We start from the raw sequence: 13,999 nt of genomic DNA on the forward strand, positions 1-13,999 counted from the left end.
CTCTAATCATGGATTATTGAATTGAAATAAAATTTAAAAACTAATGGATGAGATAATGATAAGAAGAATAATCTGGATTACATTGCTGGCCTTAGGCGGTGGGAGCGTTGGGTTATACGCTGCTCCTGACGTTTCGGCAAATCCCATTCCTGAAAAACCTATATTATCTGCTCCAGCCAATGTTCCAACACGAAATGTGCAGTTGTATTTTAATAATTTAAATCAGCAGCAGGGGAACTTTACTTTAGGTGGCTTTAGTTCAGGAAGAAATATCGATTTCAGTATACGTAAAGATGAACTGGTATTTCGGGCGGTATTGCATCTCCAGTTTACTCCATCACCAGCACTGATTCCTTTACTGTCACAACTTAAAATCTATGTTAATGATCAATTGGTTGATGTTATCGCAATTAGTGCCGAACAATTAGGTAAATTAAATTCCATAGAGGTACCGATCGATCCTCGTTTTATCAATGATTTCAATCGTCTCCAGCTGGAGTTTATTGGTCATTACAAAGCGATTTGTGAAAATCCGGCACACAGTTCAATATGGATAGATATTGATAAACATAGCTACCTTGAGTTGAATTTTCAAACGTTACTTTTAAAAAATGATCTTTCACATTTCCCTGAGCCTTTCTTCGATTCTCTTGATAATAATCAATTAAATTTACCCATAATATTTGCTGGTCAACCTGATTTAATGCAACAACGAGCAGCAGCAATTTTGACTTCTTGGTTTGGTAGCAAAGCATTATGGCGTGGTGCCTTTTTTCCTGTTTTAAATGATCAATTACCCACAAGTCATGCTGTAGTATTTGCTACAAATTCACAAAGACCGGATTTCTTGAAAAATTATAAAACTGTTGAGGCGCCTACAGTCGAAATGATCAGTCATCCTGATAATCCCTATATCAAATTATTGTTGATTTTGGGGCGTGATGATCAGGATTTATTGACTGCCGTTCACGCTATTGCACAAGGTAATGTTCTTTTCCGAGGGCCTCGTGTCACCATCGAAAACGTAAAAATGTTAGAGGTCCGAAAACCTTATGATGCACCAAATTGGGTTCCTACAGATAAGCCAGTGCCTTTTGCGAAATTAGAAGAAACTGAGGGGCAACTACAAACAAAAGGATATACTCCTTATCCAGTGTCACTGAGATTTAATGTTCCCCCTGACTTGTATCTTAATCAAAGCAGAGGTATTGATTTACGGTTAAAATACCGTTATTCCTTACCACCAGAAGCCAGTAGGTCACAACTGGATATTAGTCTGAATAATTCTTTTGTGAAAAGCTATAAGTTGGAACCTAAAGGTGAGAAAACGCTTATAGAAAATATAGATGTAACAAGTAAAAATCTATATATCCCCGCAAAATTAGGAGTACATAATCAATTTACTTTTGACTTTGCATATGGAACACAGATTGCTGGAGGACTGCAAAATCAGCAGTGCATTACTTATCAGGTAATTAATAATTTGGGAGTTATTGATGGTTCTTCAACTTTAAATTTATCTAATTATTCTCATTTTATTACGATGCCCAATTTAAATGCATTTATGAGCGCTGGTTTTCCTTTTAGTATTATGGCTGATCTGTCGCAAACAATTGTGTACATCGACCAACGGTCACAAGCTGAAGCGGTGAGTACCTTACTTAATGTTGCAGGTAATATTGGTGCAGAAACAGGTTATCCTGTTTTGGCGATGACATTGACAGATGACTGGTCTCAGGTGAAAAATAAAGACGCCGATCTTTTGATTATTGGTGTTCTGCCTAAAGAGCTTCATGATAATGATGATCTCAATCTATTGATCAATAAAACTCAAGATTGGATTAAGAAACCATTAAATAGAAATGCCATGCCGGATACATACCGAGTTACTGCTTTCACCGCTGCTGAGAGTAAAACTACTGTTAGTGCTATGGGTTCTGTAGCAGCTATTCTCGGTATTCAATCACCCTATTATAAAAAACGCAGCATTATTGCCTTATTGGCAGAAAACCAACAAGGTTTTAGCTTACTCAATAGGGCATTAACCAATAATAAAAATGTAGACAAAGTCTTTGGTTCGGTAGCGGTAATCCGGGATTCTGGTATTAACAGCTTACGGGTAGGTAATACCTATCAGGTAGGAAATTTACCATTTTGGGAGCGCTTTTGGCATTCGTTGAAAAAGCATCCAATTAGTTTAGCTCTGATCTCTCTTTTGGCGGCTGTTATTGTCACATTTTTGGTTTGGAATGGTTTATTACGAATAAGTAAGCGTCGTTTAAATAGTTCGCAACAGGATAAAACGTGATTTTAAAATTAAGAAATAAGAAATTCTTGTCTGGTTTTATCTTATTTGCATTAAGTATTGGTACTGTCGTTGCCGGTACACAATGGCCAATTTGGGAGAAATTTAAGCAGTATTACATCAGTATGGATGGACGAGTCATTGATCCTCAACTTCCAGAAAGAAAGACTACATCAGAAGGGCAAAGTTACGGATTATTCTTTGCCTTGGTTGCTGATGATAAACCTATGTTTGATAAATTATTACATTGGACTGAAAATAATCTTGCTGCAGGTGATTTGAGAAAACACTTACCCGCATGGGCATGGGGACAAAATGCCCAAAGAAAATGGACTGTATTAGATAGTAATTCTGCAGCGGATGCTGATCTATGGATTGCATATGATTTACTTGAAGCGGGACGTCTCTGGAACAATAAGCACTATGATTCTCTTGGCAAAAAGCTTCTTCAACGCATTCTCAAGGAAGAAGTCATTCAAATTCCGGATTTTGGTCTTATGTTGCTTCCAGGTAAATTCGGATTTAATTTTAAAAATACCTGGCGCTTTAACCCCAGTTATTTACCCCTGCAATTGTTTGCTCGATTTGCTGCACTGGATAGCAAATGGAGTATTATAGAGCGCAATAGCAGGCGTTTGTTATTAGAAACATCTCCAAAGGGTTTTGCTCCAGATTGGGTTGTGTGGAAAAAAAATATGGGGTGGCAGCCTGATCCACAACACCCTTACTTAGGCAGCTATGATGCAATTCGTGTGTATCTTTGGGTAGGGATGTTAGCCCCTGATGCGCCTCAAGCTGCAGAATTGATAAAACACTTTTTGCCCATTATTAATCTGACGCAACAATTGGGGAGCCCCCCAGAAAAAATTGATATTGTCAGCGGTAAAACACAAGGTAAAAGTCCCATTGGCTTTGCCGCTGCGTTATTGCCTCTATTAGCAAACAACCGCCCTCAACTCATAATTCAAAGACAACGTATTGATGCAGTAGAATTTACTAATAATGATTATTACAGCTCAGTTTTAAGACTTTATGGTGAAGGTTGGGAGCAAAATAGATATCGCTTTAACGCTCTAGGGGAATTGATATTACCATAGCCGGGGAGTAGCGAAATCTGGTTCTTTGGGTTTATCTATCTCGGCGTCTGTTCTGATACCTCCAGAGTCCAAGCTAATTGTTCCATCATCTTTGCTCTAGATTTGGATTGATTCATTCACTGTATTCGTTCAACACGGTAAGAAACTGACTTCCATAATGAGCCAATTTATGTTGTCCCACGCCGGGCACTGCAAGTAACTGTTCCAGGTTTTGAGGTCTTATTTCGGTCATTGCATGCAAGGTTGCATCACTGAAGATCATAAATGGTGGTTTGTTTTCTTCATCTGCTAACCGACGTCTCAATGCTCGAAGCAATTCGAATAAAGGACTATTTGTGGCATGAATGGAGCGTCGTTCTTTGCCCTTCTTTTTACTACCTTGAAGATCATTATTAGGTATGGTAAGTGATATTTGTTCTTCACCTTTAAGCAAAGGAATAGCCTTGGGTGTCAGTTTAAGAACATGAAACTGATTCATATCTTGTAGGCAATACTCTTTATGGATGAGTTGCCAGGCTAGTTGTTTCCAGTAGTGGGCTGATTTGTCTTTACCAATGCCGAAGGTACTAAGTTGGTCATGGCCATATTGCTTAATTTTATCTGAAGAACTACCTCGCAATACATCTATGGTATACGTTAAACCATAATTTTGGCGCAATCGATAAATACAGGATAAAAATTTTTGCGCATCTTCTGTAGCATCAGCAGTTATTGGCGGATTATCGCATACATCACAATACCCACATTCAGTATCACAGATTTCATCAAAATAGCGTAATAAAATTTGGCGGCGGCAATGAGATGCTTCGGCAAAAGCAAGCATATGGTTGAGTTTGTTGGTTTCAACTCGTCTTTGTTCATCGAGCGGGTTATTCATGATCCACGAACGTAGTCTGGCGCTATCAGCTGCGTCATAGAGTAAGAGTGCTTGAGCAGGTAAGCCATCACGCCCGGCACGTCCTGTTTCTTGATAGTAACCTTCAATATTCTTGGGTAGATCGTGATGTACAACGAAACGAACATTCGGCTTATCAATCCCCATTCCAAAAGCGATTGTAGCCACAACAATATCGATGCGATCATACCTGAATAAAGTTTGCACTTCTCGACGCTCTTTATGAGGAAGACCAGCATGATAGGCACGGGCTTTGAATCCCATTTCTTGTAGTTTTTGCGCCAGATTCTCTACACTAGTCCGAGTCCCGCAATAAATAATTCCTGATTGTTGTTCTACTGTTTGTAAAAACTGATTTAATTGTTTTGTGGCACTGGTTTTAGGAATTACTTTATAGTGGATATTGGGTCTGTTAAATGAAGCAATGTATTTCTTTGGTGAATAGTTTAATTTGTCAACAATATCTTGGCGCGTTTGTTTATCTGCGGTCGCTGTTAAAGCAATAATAGGAATATCAGGAAATTCGTTTTTTAAAATACCTAAAGCGGAATATTCGGGGCGAAAATCATGGCCCCATTGGGAGATGCAATGGGCTTCATCAATAGCAAAAAGTCCTATATGACACTCTTTTAATCGTTCCAGGAATGATGTGCTAATCAAGCGCTCAGGAGCAATGTATAACAAATCCAATTCATCCTGATGTAATTGATTTAATACGTTCTTTGCTTCGTCACTGGTTAACGCGGAATTATAATAAGCGGCACGAATTCCCTGTAATCTAAGCGCAGTTACCTGATCTTCCATTAAGGCGATTAATGGAGAAACAACAATGCCTATACCTGGTCTTACGAGGGCGGGTATCTGATAACATAGAGACTTTCCACCGCCGGTGGGCATCAAAACAAGCACATCATGCCCAGCAATAACATCATTAATGATGTCTTCCTGTGGTGTTCTGAATGAGTCAAAACCAAAGTATTCTTTGAGTACAGCAAGTGAGTTTATATTGCGAGTTACAGGTGCTGCAAGAGTTTCCATTGGTTATTCTTATTCTTTTCATGGACGCAGAAAATTTGCAATCATATCACTATCCTTAAAAAAGCAGTAGATCTCTTATTCTCACTATGCTTTGTTGAATAAATAGTTTGTAAAATATAACAACCAAACTGGATATATATCATTCCCTCGAAGTCAGTAATCTATTCTTAAACTTGTCAATGTGTTTGATTTATGTATTGATTTCCGCCTTTGCACTTTGAGGGCTACGCTTTTCTAGGGATTATGGCTTGGAGATAAAAGCATTATCTTTTATATAAAAGCGTAGTAATTTTTCTGCCCAATCCTTTGCGTAATGAACTCCAACTCTTGGTTTTTCCACAATGGAAATCGGCTGTTGATCTTCTGCTTCGGCAATGTAAAAGGTATCACTAGTTAGATCATGTTGGTTCAATTGTTTGTCTATATGCATCGCCTTAGAGAGTAAACCAGGTCCTTGTGTTCGCCCTTGAATGTTTTTGATGGGTTCGATAGCGCGCAGCAATATTGCCGAGCCCGTGCCTTCATTTTCAGTAACGACATTAGTACAGTAATACATCCCATAAATTAAGTAGATGTAGGCGTAACCAGCTGGTCCAAACATGACTTTTGTTCTTTGAGTAAGGCCTTTGGATGAATGAGATGCCAGATCATGTTGTCCCAGATACGCTTCGACCTCGACGATTTTTCCTATGTATTCCAATCCGGCTTGATTATGAATAATGTATTTGCCTAAAAGTTCTTTGGCAACAATAATAGTATCCCGTTCATAAAATGTTTTGGATAATTTTCGGAACATATGTCTTTCACGGATGATAAAAATTCGCAATAATAATATATTTGAATAAATTTTCTAAGGATAGTTTATGGATTTTGAATTCACAGCGGAGCATTTAGCTTTTCGTGAGATGGCAGCTGATTTCGCACGCGATAAATTAGCGCCTATGGCCGACAGTTGGGACGAGCATGATTATTTCCCTATTGAGGTTTTACGTGAAGCTGCTGCATTAGGAATGGCTGGGATGATGGCGCGTGAGGATATTGGCGGAGCGCAATTAACTCGTTTGGACTCTGCATTATTGTTTGAACAATTAGCAACTGGTTGTATCAGTACCAGTGCTTATCTTTCTATTCATAATATGGTTACATCGTTAGTTGACCGGTATGCCGACTCTGAGTTACGAATGAAATGGGGACCTAAATTAACCTCTATGGACGTACTCGGCAGTTATTGCTTGACTGAACCTGAATCGGGTTCTGATGCAGCCTCTCTAAAAACTCGAGCTATAAAAGATGGGGATCATTACATTCTTAATGGCTCTAAAGCTTTTATTTCAGGAGGTTCTGTAAGTGATGTTTATTTATGTATGGTTCGTACTGGTGATGAATCACATCATGGAATAAGTTGTTTGTTGATCGAAAAGAATACTCCAGGATTGAGTTTTGGCAAATTAGAGAAAAAAATGGGGTGGCATAGTCAACCTACCTGTATGGTATATTTTGAAAATTGTCGCGTACCTGTTGCCAATCGTGTTGGTGAAGAAGGAATGGGCTTTAAAATTGCCTTGAGTGCTTTAAATGGAGGACGGATTAATATTGCTTCATGTTCTTTAGGTGGGGCACTTGCTTGTTTACGATTAACTCAAAGCTACATGCATGAGCGTAAACAATTTGGTAAGCCCCTTACCGATATGCAAGCATTGCGTTTTTATTTCGCTGATATGTTAACAGATTATGAGGCAGCACGCCTAATGGTTTATCGAGCAGCGAATGCTATGGATAAAAATGATCCTCAAGTCCCAATATACTGTGCTATGGCGAAACGTCTGGCTACGGATGTTGCTTTCCGCATTTGCGATAAAGCAATGCAAATTCATGGTGGCTATGGTTATTTACGTGATTATAAGATTGAGCGAATATTCAGGGATTTAAGAGTACATCAAATTCTTGAAGGTACTAACGAAATTATGCGGGAAATTGTAGCGAAGGCAACATTGGATGAAGAGCACTTTTTGTGCTGATTAACGTGGTTGTAATTTGTAGCCTGGGGCAGCGAAGCGGGACTCAGGTTTTAGCACGAATACTATCCCGGGTTTTGCTTCGCTGCACCCAGGCTACGGTATGTTCTTCAATAGAAAGGGAGTAAATGAATGAATTTAATTGAACAAGACTTGGATGATCAAGGAATTTTAACTTTAACCTTAAACAGACCTGAGAAGTTAAATGCTTTAAGTTCCGAAGTATTAGATGCTTTAGAAGAATTATTTCATTATGCAAAAACAAATCCAAAAGTTAAGGCATTGATGATTACTGGTAATGGTAAAGCCTTTTGTGCAGGGGCAGATATTAATCGCTTGGCTGAATGTACGGCACAAACAGGATATGAATTTGCTTGTCGTGGACAAGAAGTGTTTCGACATTTGGAAACTTTGGGTAAACCTTCATTGGCAGCCGTAAATGGATTTTCATTCGGTGGTGGTTGCGAATTGGCTATTTCTGCAACACTAAGAATTGCCTCATCAAAAGCTCAGTTTGGTCAGCCTGAAGTAAAACTGGGGGTTATTCCAGGTTATGGCGGCACACAACGATTAGCTCGTTTAATTGGTAAAGGGCGAGCTCTGGATTTATGCTTGACTGGTCGATTTATCAATGCAGAAACTGCATTACATTGGGGATTGGTTAGTGAGGTTGTTGAACCAGAAGCATTGATAGAACGTGGTAAAGCATTATTGCATGGAATATTGACTATGGCGCCTCTTGCTGTATCGAGTATTATGGAAGTTATTGATCATGGTTATGATTTGTCTTTAACTGATGCGTTACATCTAGAAGCAATCCACTTTGCCAAAGTATGTGCTTCTGAAGACAAGAGAGAGGGCGTTGCTGCATTTCTAGAGAAACGAGTTGCTCAGTTCGAAGGAAGATAATTATGACTGACGAAGTACTTTTTAATCAAGAAGGTTCATTAGGAGTCATCACATTAAATAGACCCGGCGCATTGAATGCGTTGACTTTGAATATGATTCTTAGCATCCAAAGACAATTAAGTCTTTGGAAGGATGATGCCGCTATTCATGCTGTCGTGGTGCGAGCAGTTCCCGGGAGTGCATTTTGTGCCGGAGGAGATATTCGTTCGCTTTATTTTTCTGGTCAAGTTAATGATGCGGAACAAATGCAGTTTTTTTGGCATGAATATCGCTTAAATCATTTTATTCATCATTTTGATAAACCGTATATTGCTTTAATTGATGGTATTGTGATGGGAGGGGGGGTAGGAATTTCCATGCACGGAAGTCACCCTATAGCTAGTGAGCGTTTCGTATTCGCTATGCCTGAGACCGGTATTGGTTTTTTTCCTGATATTGGTGCCAGTTATTTGTTAACACGATGCCCAGGATCTTTGGGGGTTTACTTGGGGTTAACAGGTAATCGTTTGAGTTCACATGATGCGATGAAAGCTGGATTGGTTAAAAAAATAATCTCTTCGGAACAAATGCCTGCTTTGTATGATGCATTAATGAATGAAGATTTATCAACAGATGCTATACAACGAGTCAATCGATGTGTGCAAGCCTTTGCCAGTACATCTTCTACTGATGAGGTAAGCCAAATTAAACCCTTGATTGATGTCTGTTTTGCGCATCCAACAGTTGAGATGATTCGCGGGTCATTACAAAGTGCTAATACAGTATGGGCAGAAGCCGTTGATAATACTTTGGCGCAGAAATCTCCTTTGAGTCTTAAAGTCACCTTAGCGCAATTACAAAAAGCCAGGGGATTATCCTTAGCACAATGTTTGCAAATGGACTATGACATGGTCAGTCATTTTATGCATGGCCACGATTTTTATGAAGGAGTTCGAGCTTTATTAATTGATAAAGATAAGAATCCTCAATGGCATCCGGCTCGTTTGGATTTGGTTTCAGAGCAAATGGTTCAGAAGTACTTTGAACGCTCACATCCTGGTGTGGAGTGGATATAGAGCTTCCATTTCTTATAAAATTGTTTGGATTGGTGTTGGTATCAATTTTGACAACACCATCCTTAGGTTATTTATTGAAATTAAATGATGATTTTGAATTAAAAACTCATTTTTACGTTACTTGATGAATTATCTTGTTCTGCATCAAGAGATTCTGGTTTTTCTTCTTTGGTTTTATCATTCATAGTCGTGAGTGTATGAATTGTGGAGCCTACTACTGCGGCTGCAATAGTGTAGCCAGTGGTTTCAAAAGCTGGTTTAACAACTCCAGAAAAAAATCGTGACATCATTTTTAATCCTTTTAATAACGTTAAATGCTGTAATATGCTTTAAAATTGCACATTACAGCATTTATCATACACTATATTTATTCATAACAAATCATTTTTTGAAAATTAAATGGTTTATTATGCAATATTCCTTAATCACTAATTTAATTTGGAACTTTTACTTTGTTCTTTTTCATTGGTTTGCTCTTCAACCACTTCTTCAATTCGAGGCGTTGTTTCTTTGGTCGCAAACATGCTATGTCTGGATTTTCCAGGTGAAGGTTGATATTTTTCTGGAACAACTTTTTTCAGCGGTTCAGCACCCATAGTTTCCCCAACACCAGCAACAAGAGCAAATATGACTCCAGTTAAGCCCATGCGCATAGGAACTTGTTTCAGAGCCATCTGCCCAAAGGATTTCATGGAAGCTTTTGGATCGCCGAGGAAGCAATAAAATAACTCTTTGGTTATTTTAAACGTGTTCGCATTGTGCAGGCGTCCATCAGGAGTAACCGTAGATTGTACGAGTAAGTAATCTTTAAGTACCGTAGGTGCATATGCAATACCGCCAGCAAGTGCTCCTGCGACTCCTCCGCCTATAAAATGTGCTTTGTCGCCTTTAAATGGCAGGTTTTTGGCGATTACGTCCTCAAGAATGCATAAAGCTCCAAAATTAATCATTCCTGCTGCATATCTTGGTATAAAGCCTCCTGTTATCAAACTCATCGCGTTATGAGGTGTTTTCCACACAAAATTTTCAGGAAGAATATTAGCCTTTCTCAGTGTAGATAAAGACTCAGGTATTTGGGTTACCAAAATATCGCCTAATGCCATAGCCATGACATAATGAAAACTTGCTAATGAATGTTTTTTCACTTCTTCTTTAGCTGCTTCGTCTCTTAGAATTCCTTCTTCTACAGGCTTACTGCCCCCTTTAGCGCCAGTAACATAGCCAGTTCGAATTACTGAGCCTGAAATAGAGGCTGAAGTCCCGGCATACATTGCATTGAAGAATCCCATAACTCCACCCTTGTAAGGAGGAATCATCGTGCCGTTCTTGGTTAAATTAACTAGCATCGTTTTTATCGGACTTTGAAGCACTACGATACTCAAACTGGTGAATAATGCAACAGTTGAAAAATTAAGTCCATCCCAAGCTTTTTGGTATATCTGATCCATTTCAGGCATCCATTTAGGAAGAGGACTACCTTTTTTTCCTAAAGGTGGAACAATAGGAGCTGAGGCAACTGGAGTTGAAACAACAGGGGTTGTTACCGGCATAGGTGTTTTCACTGCTTTGGCTTGTAGATTATGCTTTACTATATCCATTGGTGTTACAAACCACGTAGCAGTAGTGGTGTAAAGGCTGGAGAACCATTTTGTAGTTATTGTTTGCCCGTTTTGCGAGGTTTTCATTTGTTCTCTTATAAAATCCATCGGTGTTGGAAACCAGGAATTTTTACCTACAGCTGGTAAGTTCCATAATGGTATAACCGAGGGGGCTTTGCCATCTTTTACGTCTTGCATTCTTTGCTTGATTAAATCCATTGGTGTTATCGTATTCCATATAGATGGAACTATAGTTTGCCTAGATTTTGTATTTGAAGACTCTCTTTTAGACTGCATAGCTATATCTTATATTAATTGTTGAATATGAGAGCTCATTATACGGACCAAAAATTAACTGAACCTTAAGAAATATGATTAATTAGAACAAAAAAAATTCTTTAGGGTTGTTTTGTGGGCACACGGATATTCCAATCAAACAAAACCTCCAGCAGGTCGATTTTTTATTAAGGGAAAATATTATATTTACAGGATGTTACATAAGAAATGCATCATTAATGCAGAAAACGAAATACAATCTGGAGGTAGAGGAATCTTTTGTCTAAATGTACTACATTTTTAAAACTCAAATAGGAAAATCAACGGTGTGAATTATTTCAGCCAATCACCAAGAATATCAATGATTTTTTGTGCCTGTTCGGTGCTGGAAATATTAAATTTAGATTTTTGCCAGTATTGATTGTTACGCTTTTGATAACGTCGAATTGAAAATTTAACTGGGCCGTAGTCATTTTGGGCATTATCCCAATCTTGATACTTGAACATAATTGTAGTCCATGCCCCACGAGTTAATACTTTCTTATCCAATTCTTTAACTGTTTCTGTTCCATTTTCGCCATATGCAATAGTAATTTCATCTATACTTGCCGTCATTTCGAGCCTTACCCCAATAAATATTCGAAAAAACAAAGAACGTATCAATAATAATGCGTCTTTGCACTAAAATTTTGAGAGTTTATCTTATTTTTGTAACTTACCATAGTGTTGAATTGGTATTTGTCAAAAAATAGAAAAACCAACTGAAGTAAACTTAAAGCATTGAATTACTTGTGCCGTAGTTCTATTGAATGGATTGTAGTTTACCGTTAACAAAAGTCATAGACACAGTTGGTTGATACTGCCCCGGCTGATAGATCCAAACTACAGGTTTTGTTGCTGTGGGTACGATTTCATTGATAAAAGAATTATTTACTATAGAAGGACTACCGCAAGCATAATATACTTTTTGTACTGGGTCACCGGCTTGAATATTTGCTCCCTGGCAAACGGAAATCGCGTTGCTATCAGAACCATTCATTTTAATGGATCGTACTTTTTGATTCACAATATCTATTTCAAGCTGCACTCCGCCACTACCTGTAGGTACATTCCATACTCCATAGAAAGCAGTACTTGTACCCATATTATTGTAAATCAGTTGCTGTACGGGAATTTTTTGCATAACAGGTTGATTGGATTCCTGTTGGCTTATAGGCTGTCCACAAGCTGCGATCACTTCATCAGGAGTCATTCCTACATTAATGTATCCATGATTTTGTGGGCAGTAATAAGATTGTGTATCAGCAAACAGACTAAAAGGTACGAGGAGCAATCCTAAGCCAGTACTACTGAGGAGCGTCAATTTCATAATTTAATCCTGATAATCCTCTGCTTAAAATTAAGTATAGTCGCTTTTATAATAATCTCCAGGGTAGGTTCGCGCTAATAAATAAAGTAATAATTTTTAATAAAACCAGGATGATAAAGGGTGAAAAATCAAAACCTGAAATATCTGGAACTATCTTTCTACCAAGCTTTAACAAGGGCTCTGTGAGCAAGCGTAAAAGATCAGCTACGGGGCCCTGCCAATTTGGATTAACAAAACTCATGATGACGCGCACGAGGATGGCAAAAAATAAAATATCACAAGGTTGAATGATTAAGTCTGCAATGATGTAAATGAATATGAAGACGATAGGAATTATTCCATGCAAAGCAAGAAGGCTAATGCAGATAATTTTTAACAGTTCTACCAGAACTAGAGTAATAATAGCGGACGTATCATATTTTTGTCCCGGTTTATAGGGTTGTTTCGATATCAGTTGAATGGGATTGACTATGGGGTTGGTCGCTTTATAAATAAGCTGGTGTACTGGGTGAAGGGCGCTAACACGTAAATAGCGTAGGGCGATACGAAGCCATAAACTGAAAATGACTAGTGAAAAAAATAAAGAAACAACGAAGATCATTACTGCGATAATCCCAGACATATATTTTCCCCTATACTGCATTCATTCAACTAATTTTTCAGGATTATATCGTGTCGCTTTATTTTTGTCGCTCACCAAATAATGCTCGCCCAACGCGAACAATAGTTGCACCTGCTTTAATTGCGGGGACTAAGTCATCGCTCATTCCCATAGACAAGGTATCCATGTTTAGCCCAAGTTCCTGATTGAGCGAATGCATCAATTGATTAAGCTGCATAAATAACTCATATTGAGTACGCATATCATGTTGTGGGGGAGGAATAGTCATTAACCCTCTTAGTTTGAGATGGGGAAGTTGGCTGATTGCCAAGGCTAACTCTGCAGCATGTTCTGGGGGGATTCCTGATTTGGTTTTTTCTTCTATCAGGCTAATTTGTAAACAAACATTGATCGGACCTAATTCGATTGGGCGGTATTCATTCAGATATTGAGCAATTTTGAAGCGGCTAATACTGTGAACCCAGCTAAACGAATTGGCAATCCCTTTGGTTTTATTACTTTGAATGGGGCCGATAAAATGCCAACATATAGGCATGTTTTTTAATGCATTTATTTTTTGTTGTGCCTCTTGGAAATAGCTTTCACCAAAGTGAGTGACTCCAAGATGAAATAACTCCCTGATTGCCTCGATGCTTTGTTGTTTGCTGACAGCGAGCAATAGAATACTCCCGGGGTTCCTATCACATTCAAGTTCAGTTTGTGCGATTAATTGTTTAATTTGATTTAGATTTTGATAAAAATTCATGATCTCTTGATACACCTTGGAAAATCTCAACAATAGCAAAAGAAACAATGTTTGCCGAGTACCACTTCGTGAGCT

The 13,999-nt window shown here is 38.4% G+C and carries 13 protein-coding genes; 5 read left to right on the top strand and 8 right to left on the bottom strand.

Annotation, left to right across the window (positions count from 1 at the left end; all coding sequences use genetic code 11):
- The first annotated feature begins 55 nt into the window (after positions 1–55).
- Both bcsB and bcsZ read left to right on the top strand, forming a co-directional pair.
- Positions 56–2,308: a cellulose biosynthesis cyclic di-GMP-binding regulatory protein BcsB gene (gene bcsB, locus BW930_RS12790; RefSeq protein WP_058467745.1), complete on the top strand. Its 2,253-nt coding sequence runs from the start codon at positions 56–58 to the stop codon at positions 2,306–2,308.
- Positions 2,305–3,402, top strand: coding sequence for a cellulose synthase complex periplasmic endoglucanase BcsZ (gene bcsZ / locus BW930_RS12795; protein ID WP_238587848.1), 1,098 nt, complete (start codon positions 2,305–2,307; stop codon positions 3,400–3,402). The genes bcsB and bcsZ overlap by 4 nt, the downstream gene beginning before the upstream one ends.
- A 112-nt stretch (positions 3,403–3,514) precedes the next feature.
- Here the strand turns inward: bcsZ and recQ are convergent, their stop codons facing one another.
- On the bottom strand, positions 3,515–5,335 hold the full coding sequence (recQ, locus tag BW930_RS12800) for a DNA helicase RecQ (protein ID WP_058467746.1): 1,821 nt from the start codon (positions 5,333–5,335) through the stop codon (positions 3,515–3,517).
- Positions 5,336–5,576: 241 nt separating this feature from the next.
- A complete protein-coding gene (locus BW930_RS12805) occupies positions 5,577–6,131 on the bottom strand; it encodes a DNA-3-methyladenine glycosylase (protein WP_058467747.1) in 555 nt (184 codons plus the stop codon).
- A 67-nt stretch (positions 6,132–6,198) separates the two neighbouring features.
- On the opposite strand from BW930_RS12805, the gene BW930_RS12810 reads away from it, so the two are divergent.
- From BW930_RS12810 to BW930_RS12820, 3 genes are all read left to right on the top strand, one after another.
- Positions 6,199–7,353, top strand: coding sequence for an acyl-CoA dehydrogenase family protein (locus tag BW930_RS12810; protein ID WP_058467748.1), 1,155 nt, complete (start codon positions 6,199–6,201; stop codon positions 7,351–7,353).
- A gap of 129 nt (positions 7,354–7,482) precedes the next feature.
- Positions 7,483–8,259 carry an enoyl-CoA hydratase/isomerase family protein gene (locus BW930_RS12815; protein ID WP_058467749.1) on the top strand — a complete coding sequence of 259 codons (777 nt, stop codon included), beginning with the start codon at positions 7,483–7,485 and terminating at the stop codon, positions 8,257–8,259.
- Positions 8,260–8,261: 2 nt separating this feature from the next.
- Positions 8,262–9,314: an enoyl-CoA hydratase/isomerase family protein gene (locus BW930_RS12820; protein ID WP_058467750.1), complete on the top strand. Its 1,053-nt coding sequence runs from the start codon at positions 8,262–8,264 to the stop codon at positions 9,312–9,314.
- Positions 9,315–9,412: 98 nt separating this feature from the next.
- Here the strand turns inward: BW930_RS12820 and BW930_RS12825 are convergent, their stop codons facing one another.
- From BW930_RS12825 to BW930_RS12850, 6 genes are all read right to left on the bottom strand, one after another.
- Positions 9,413–9,604 carry a hypothetical protein gene (locus BW930_RS12825; RefSeq protein ID WP_131756877.1) on the bottom strand — a complete coding sequence of 64 codons (192 nt, stop codon included), beginning with the start codon at positions 9,602–9,604 and terminating at the stop codon, positions 9,413–9,415.
- A gap of 138 nt (positions 9,605–9,742) precedes the next feature.
- Positions 9,743–11,209 carry a hypothetical protein gene (locus tag BW930_RS12830; protein WP_076547547.1) on the bottom strand — a complete coding sequence of 489 codons (1,467 nt, stop codon included), beginning with the start codon at positions 11,207–11,209 and terminating at the stop codon, positions 9,743–9,745.
- A gap of 312 nt (positions 11,210–11,521) precedes the next feature.
- On the bottom strand, positions 11,522–11,803 hold the full coding sequence (locus tag BW930_RS12835) for a hypothetical protein (RefSeq protein ID WP_058467753.1): 282 nt from the start codon (positions 11,801–11,803) through the stop codon (positions 11,522–11,524).
- A 187-nt stretch (positions 11,804–11,990) separates the two neighbouring features.
- Entirely contained in the window at positions 11,991–12,557 is a 567-nt protein-coding gene (locus BW930_RS12840; RefSeq protein ID WP_058467754.1) for a DUF2845 domain-containing protein, read from the bottom strand.
- A gap of 46 nt (positions 12,558–12,603) precedes the next feature.
- A complete protein-coding gene (locus tag BW930_RS12845; protein WP_058467755.1) occupies positions 12,604–13,179 on the bottom strand; it encodes a YggT family protein in 576 nt (191 codons plus the stop codon).
- Positions 13,180–13,237: 58 nt separating this feature from the next.
- Positions 13,238–13,924 (bottom strand): YggS family pyridoxal phosphate-dependent enzyme, encoded by a 687-nt coding sequence (locus tag BW930_RS12850; RefSeq protein ID WP_058467756.1) that lies wholly within the window; start codon positions 13,922–13,924, stop codon positions 13,238–13,240.
- Positions 13,925–13,999 lie beyond the last annotated feature (75 nt).

Origin of the sequence: Fluoribacter gormanii (genome assembly GCF_900156395.1) — a bacterium.
GTDB lineage: Bacteria > Pseudomonadota > Gammaproteobacteria > Legionellales > Legionellaceae > Legionella > Legionella gormanii.

Excerpts from the sequence above, each read along its gene's own strand:
- bcsB (WP_058467745.1), top strand. The coding sequence starts at position 56 with ATGATAAGAAGAATAATCTGGATTACATTGCTGGCCTTAGGCGGTGGG.
- recQ (WP_058467746.1), bottom strand. The coding sequence starts at position 5,335 with ATGGAAACTCTTGCAGCACCTGTAACTCGCAATATAAACTCACTTGCT.
- BW930_RS12805 (WP_058467747.1), bottom strand. The coding sequence starts at position 6,131 with ATGTTCCGAAAATTATCCAAAACATTTTATGAACGGGATACTATTATT.
- BW930_RS12810 (WP_058467748.1), top strand. The coding sequence starts at position 6,199 with ATGGATTTTGAATTCACAGCGGAGCATTTAGCTTTTCGTGAGATGGCA.
- BW930_RS12815 (WP_058467749.1), top strand. The coding sequence starts at position 7,483 with ATGAATTTAATTGAACAAGACTTGGATGATCAAGGAATTTTAACTTTA.
- BW930_RS12820 (WP_058467750.1), top strand. The coding sequence starts at position 8,262 with ATGACTGACGAAGTACTTTTTAATCAAGAAGGTTCATTAGGAGTCATC.
- BW930_RS12825 (WP_131756877.1), bottom strand. The coding sequence starts at position 9,604 with ATGATGTCACGATTTTTTTCTGGAGTTGTTAAACCAGCTTTTGAAACC.
- BW930_RS12830 (WP_076547547.1), bottom strand. The coding sequence starts at position 11,209 with ATGCAGTCTAAAAGAGAGTCTTCAAATACAAAATCTAGGCAAACTATA.
- BW930_RS12835 (WP_058467753.1), bottom strand. The coding sequence starts at position 11,803 with ATGACGGCAAGTATAGATGAAATTACTATTGCATATGGCGAAAATGGA.
- BW930_RS12840 (WP_058467754.1), bottom strand. The coding sequence starts at position 12,557 with ATGAAATTGACGCTCCTCAGTAGTACTGGCTTAGGATTGCTCCTCGTA.
- BW930_RS12845 (WP_058467755.1), bottom strand. The coding sequence starts at position 13,179 with ATGTCTGGGATTATCGCAGTAATGATCTTCGTTGTTTCTTTATTTTTT.
- BW930_RS12850 (WP_058467756.1), bottom strand. The coding sequence starts at position 13,924 with ATGAATTTTTATCAAAATCTAAATCAAATTAAACAATTAATCGCACAA.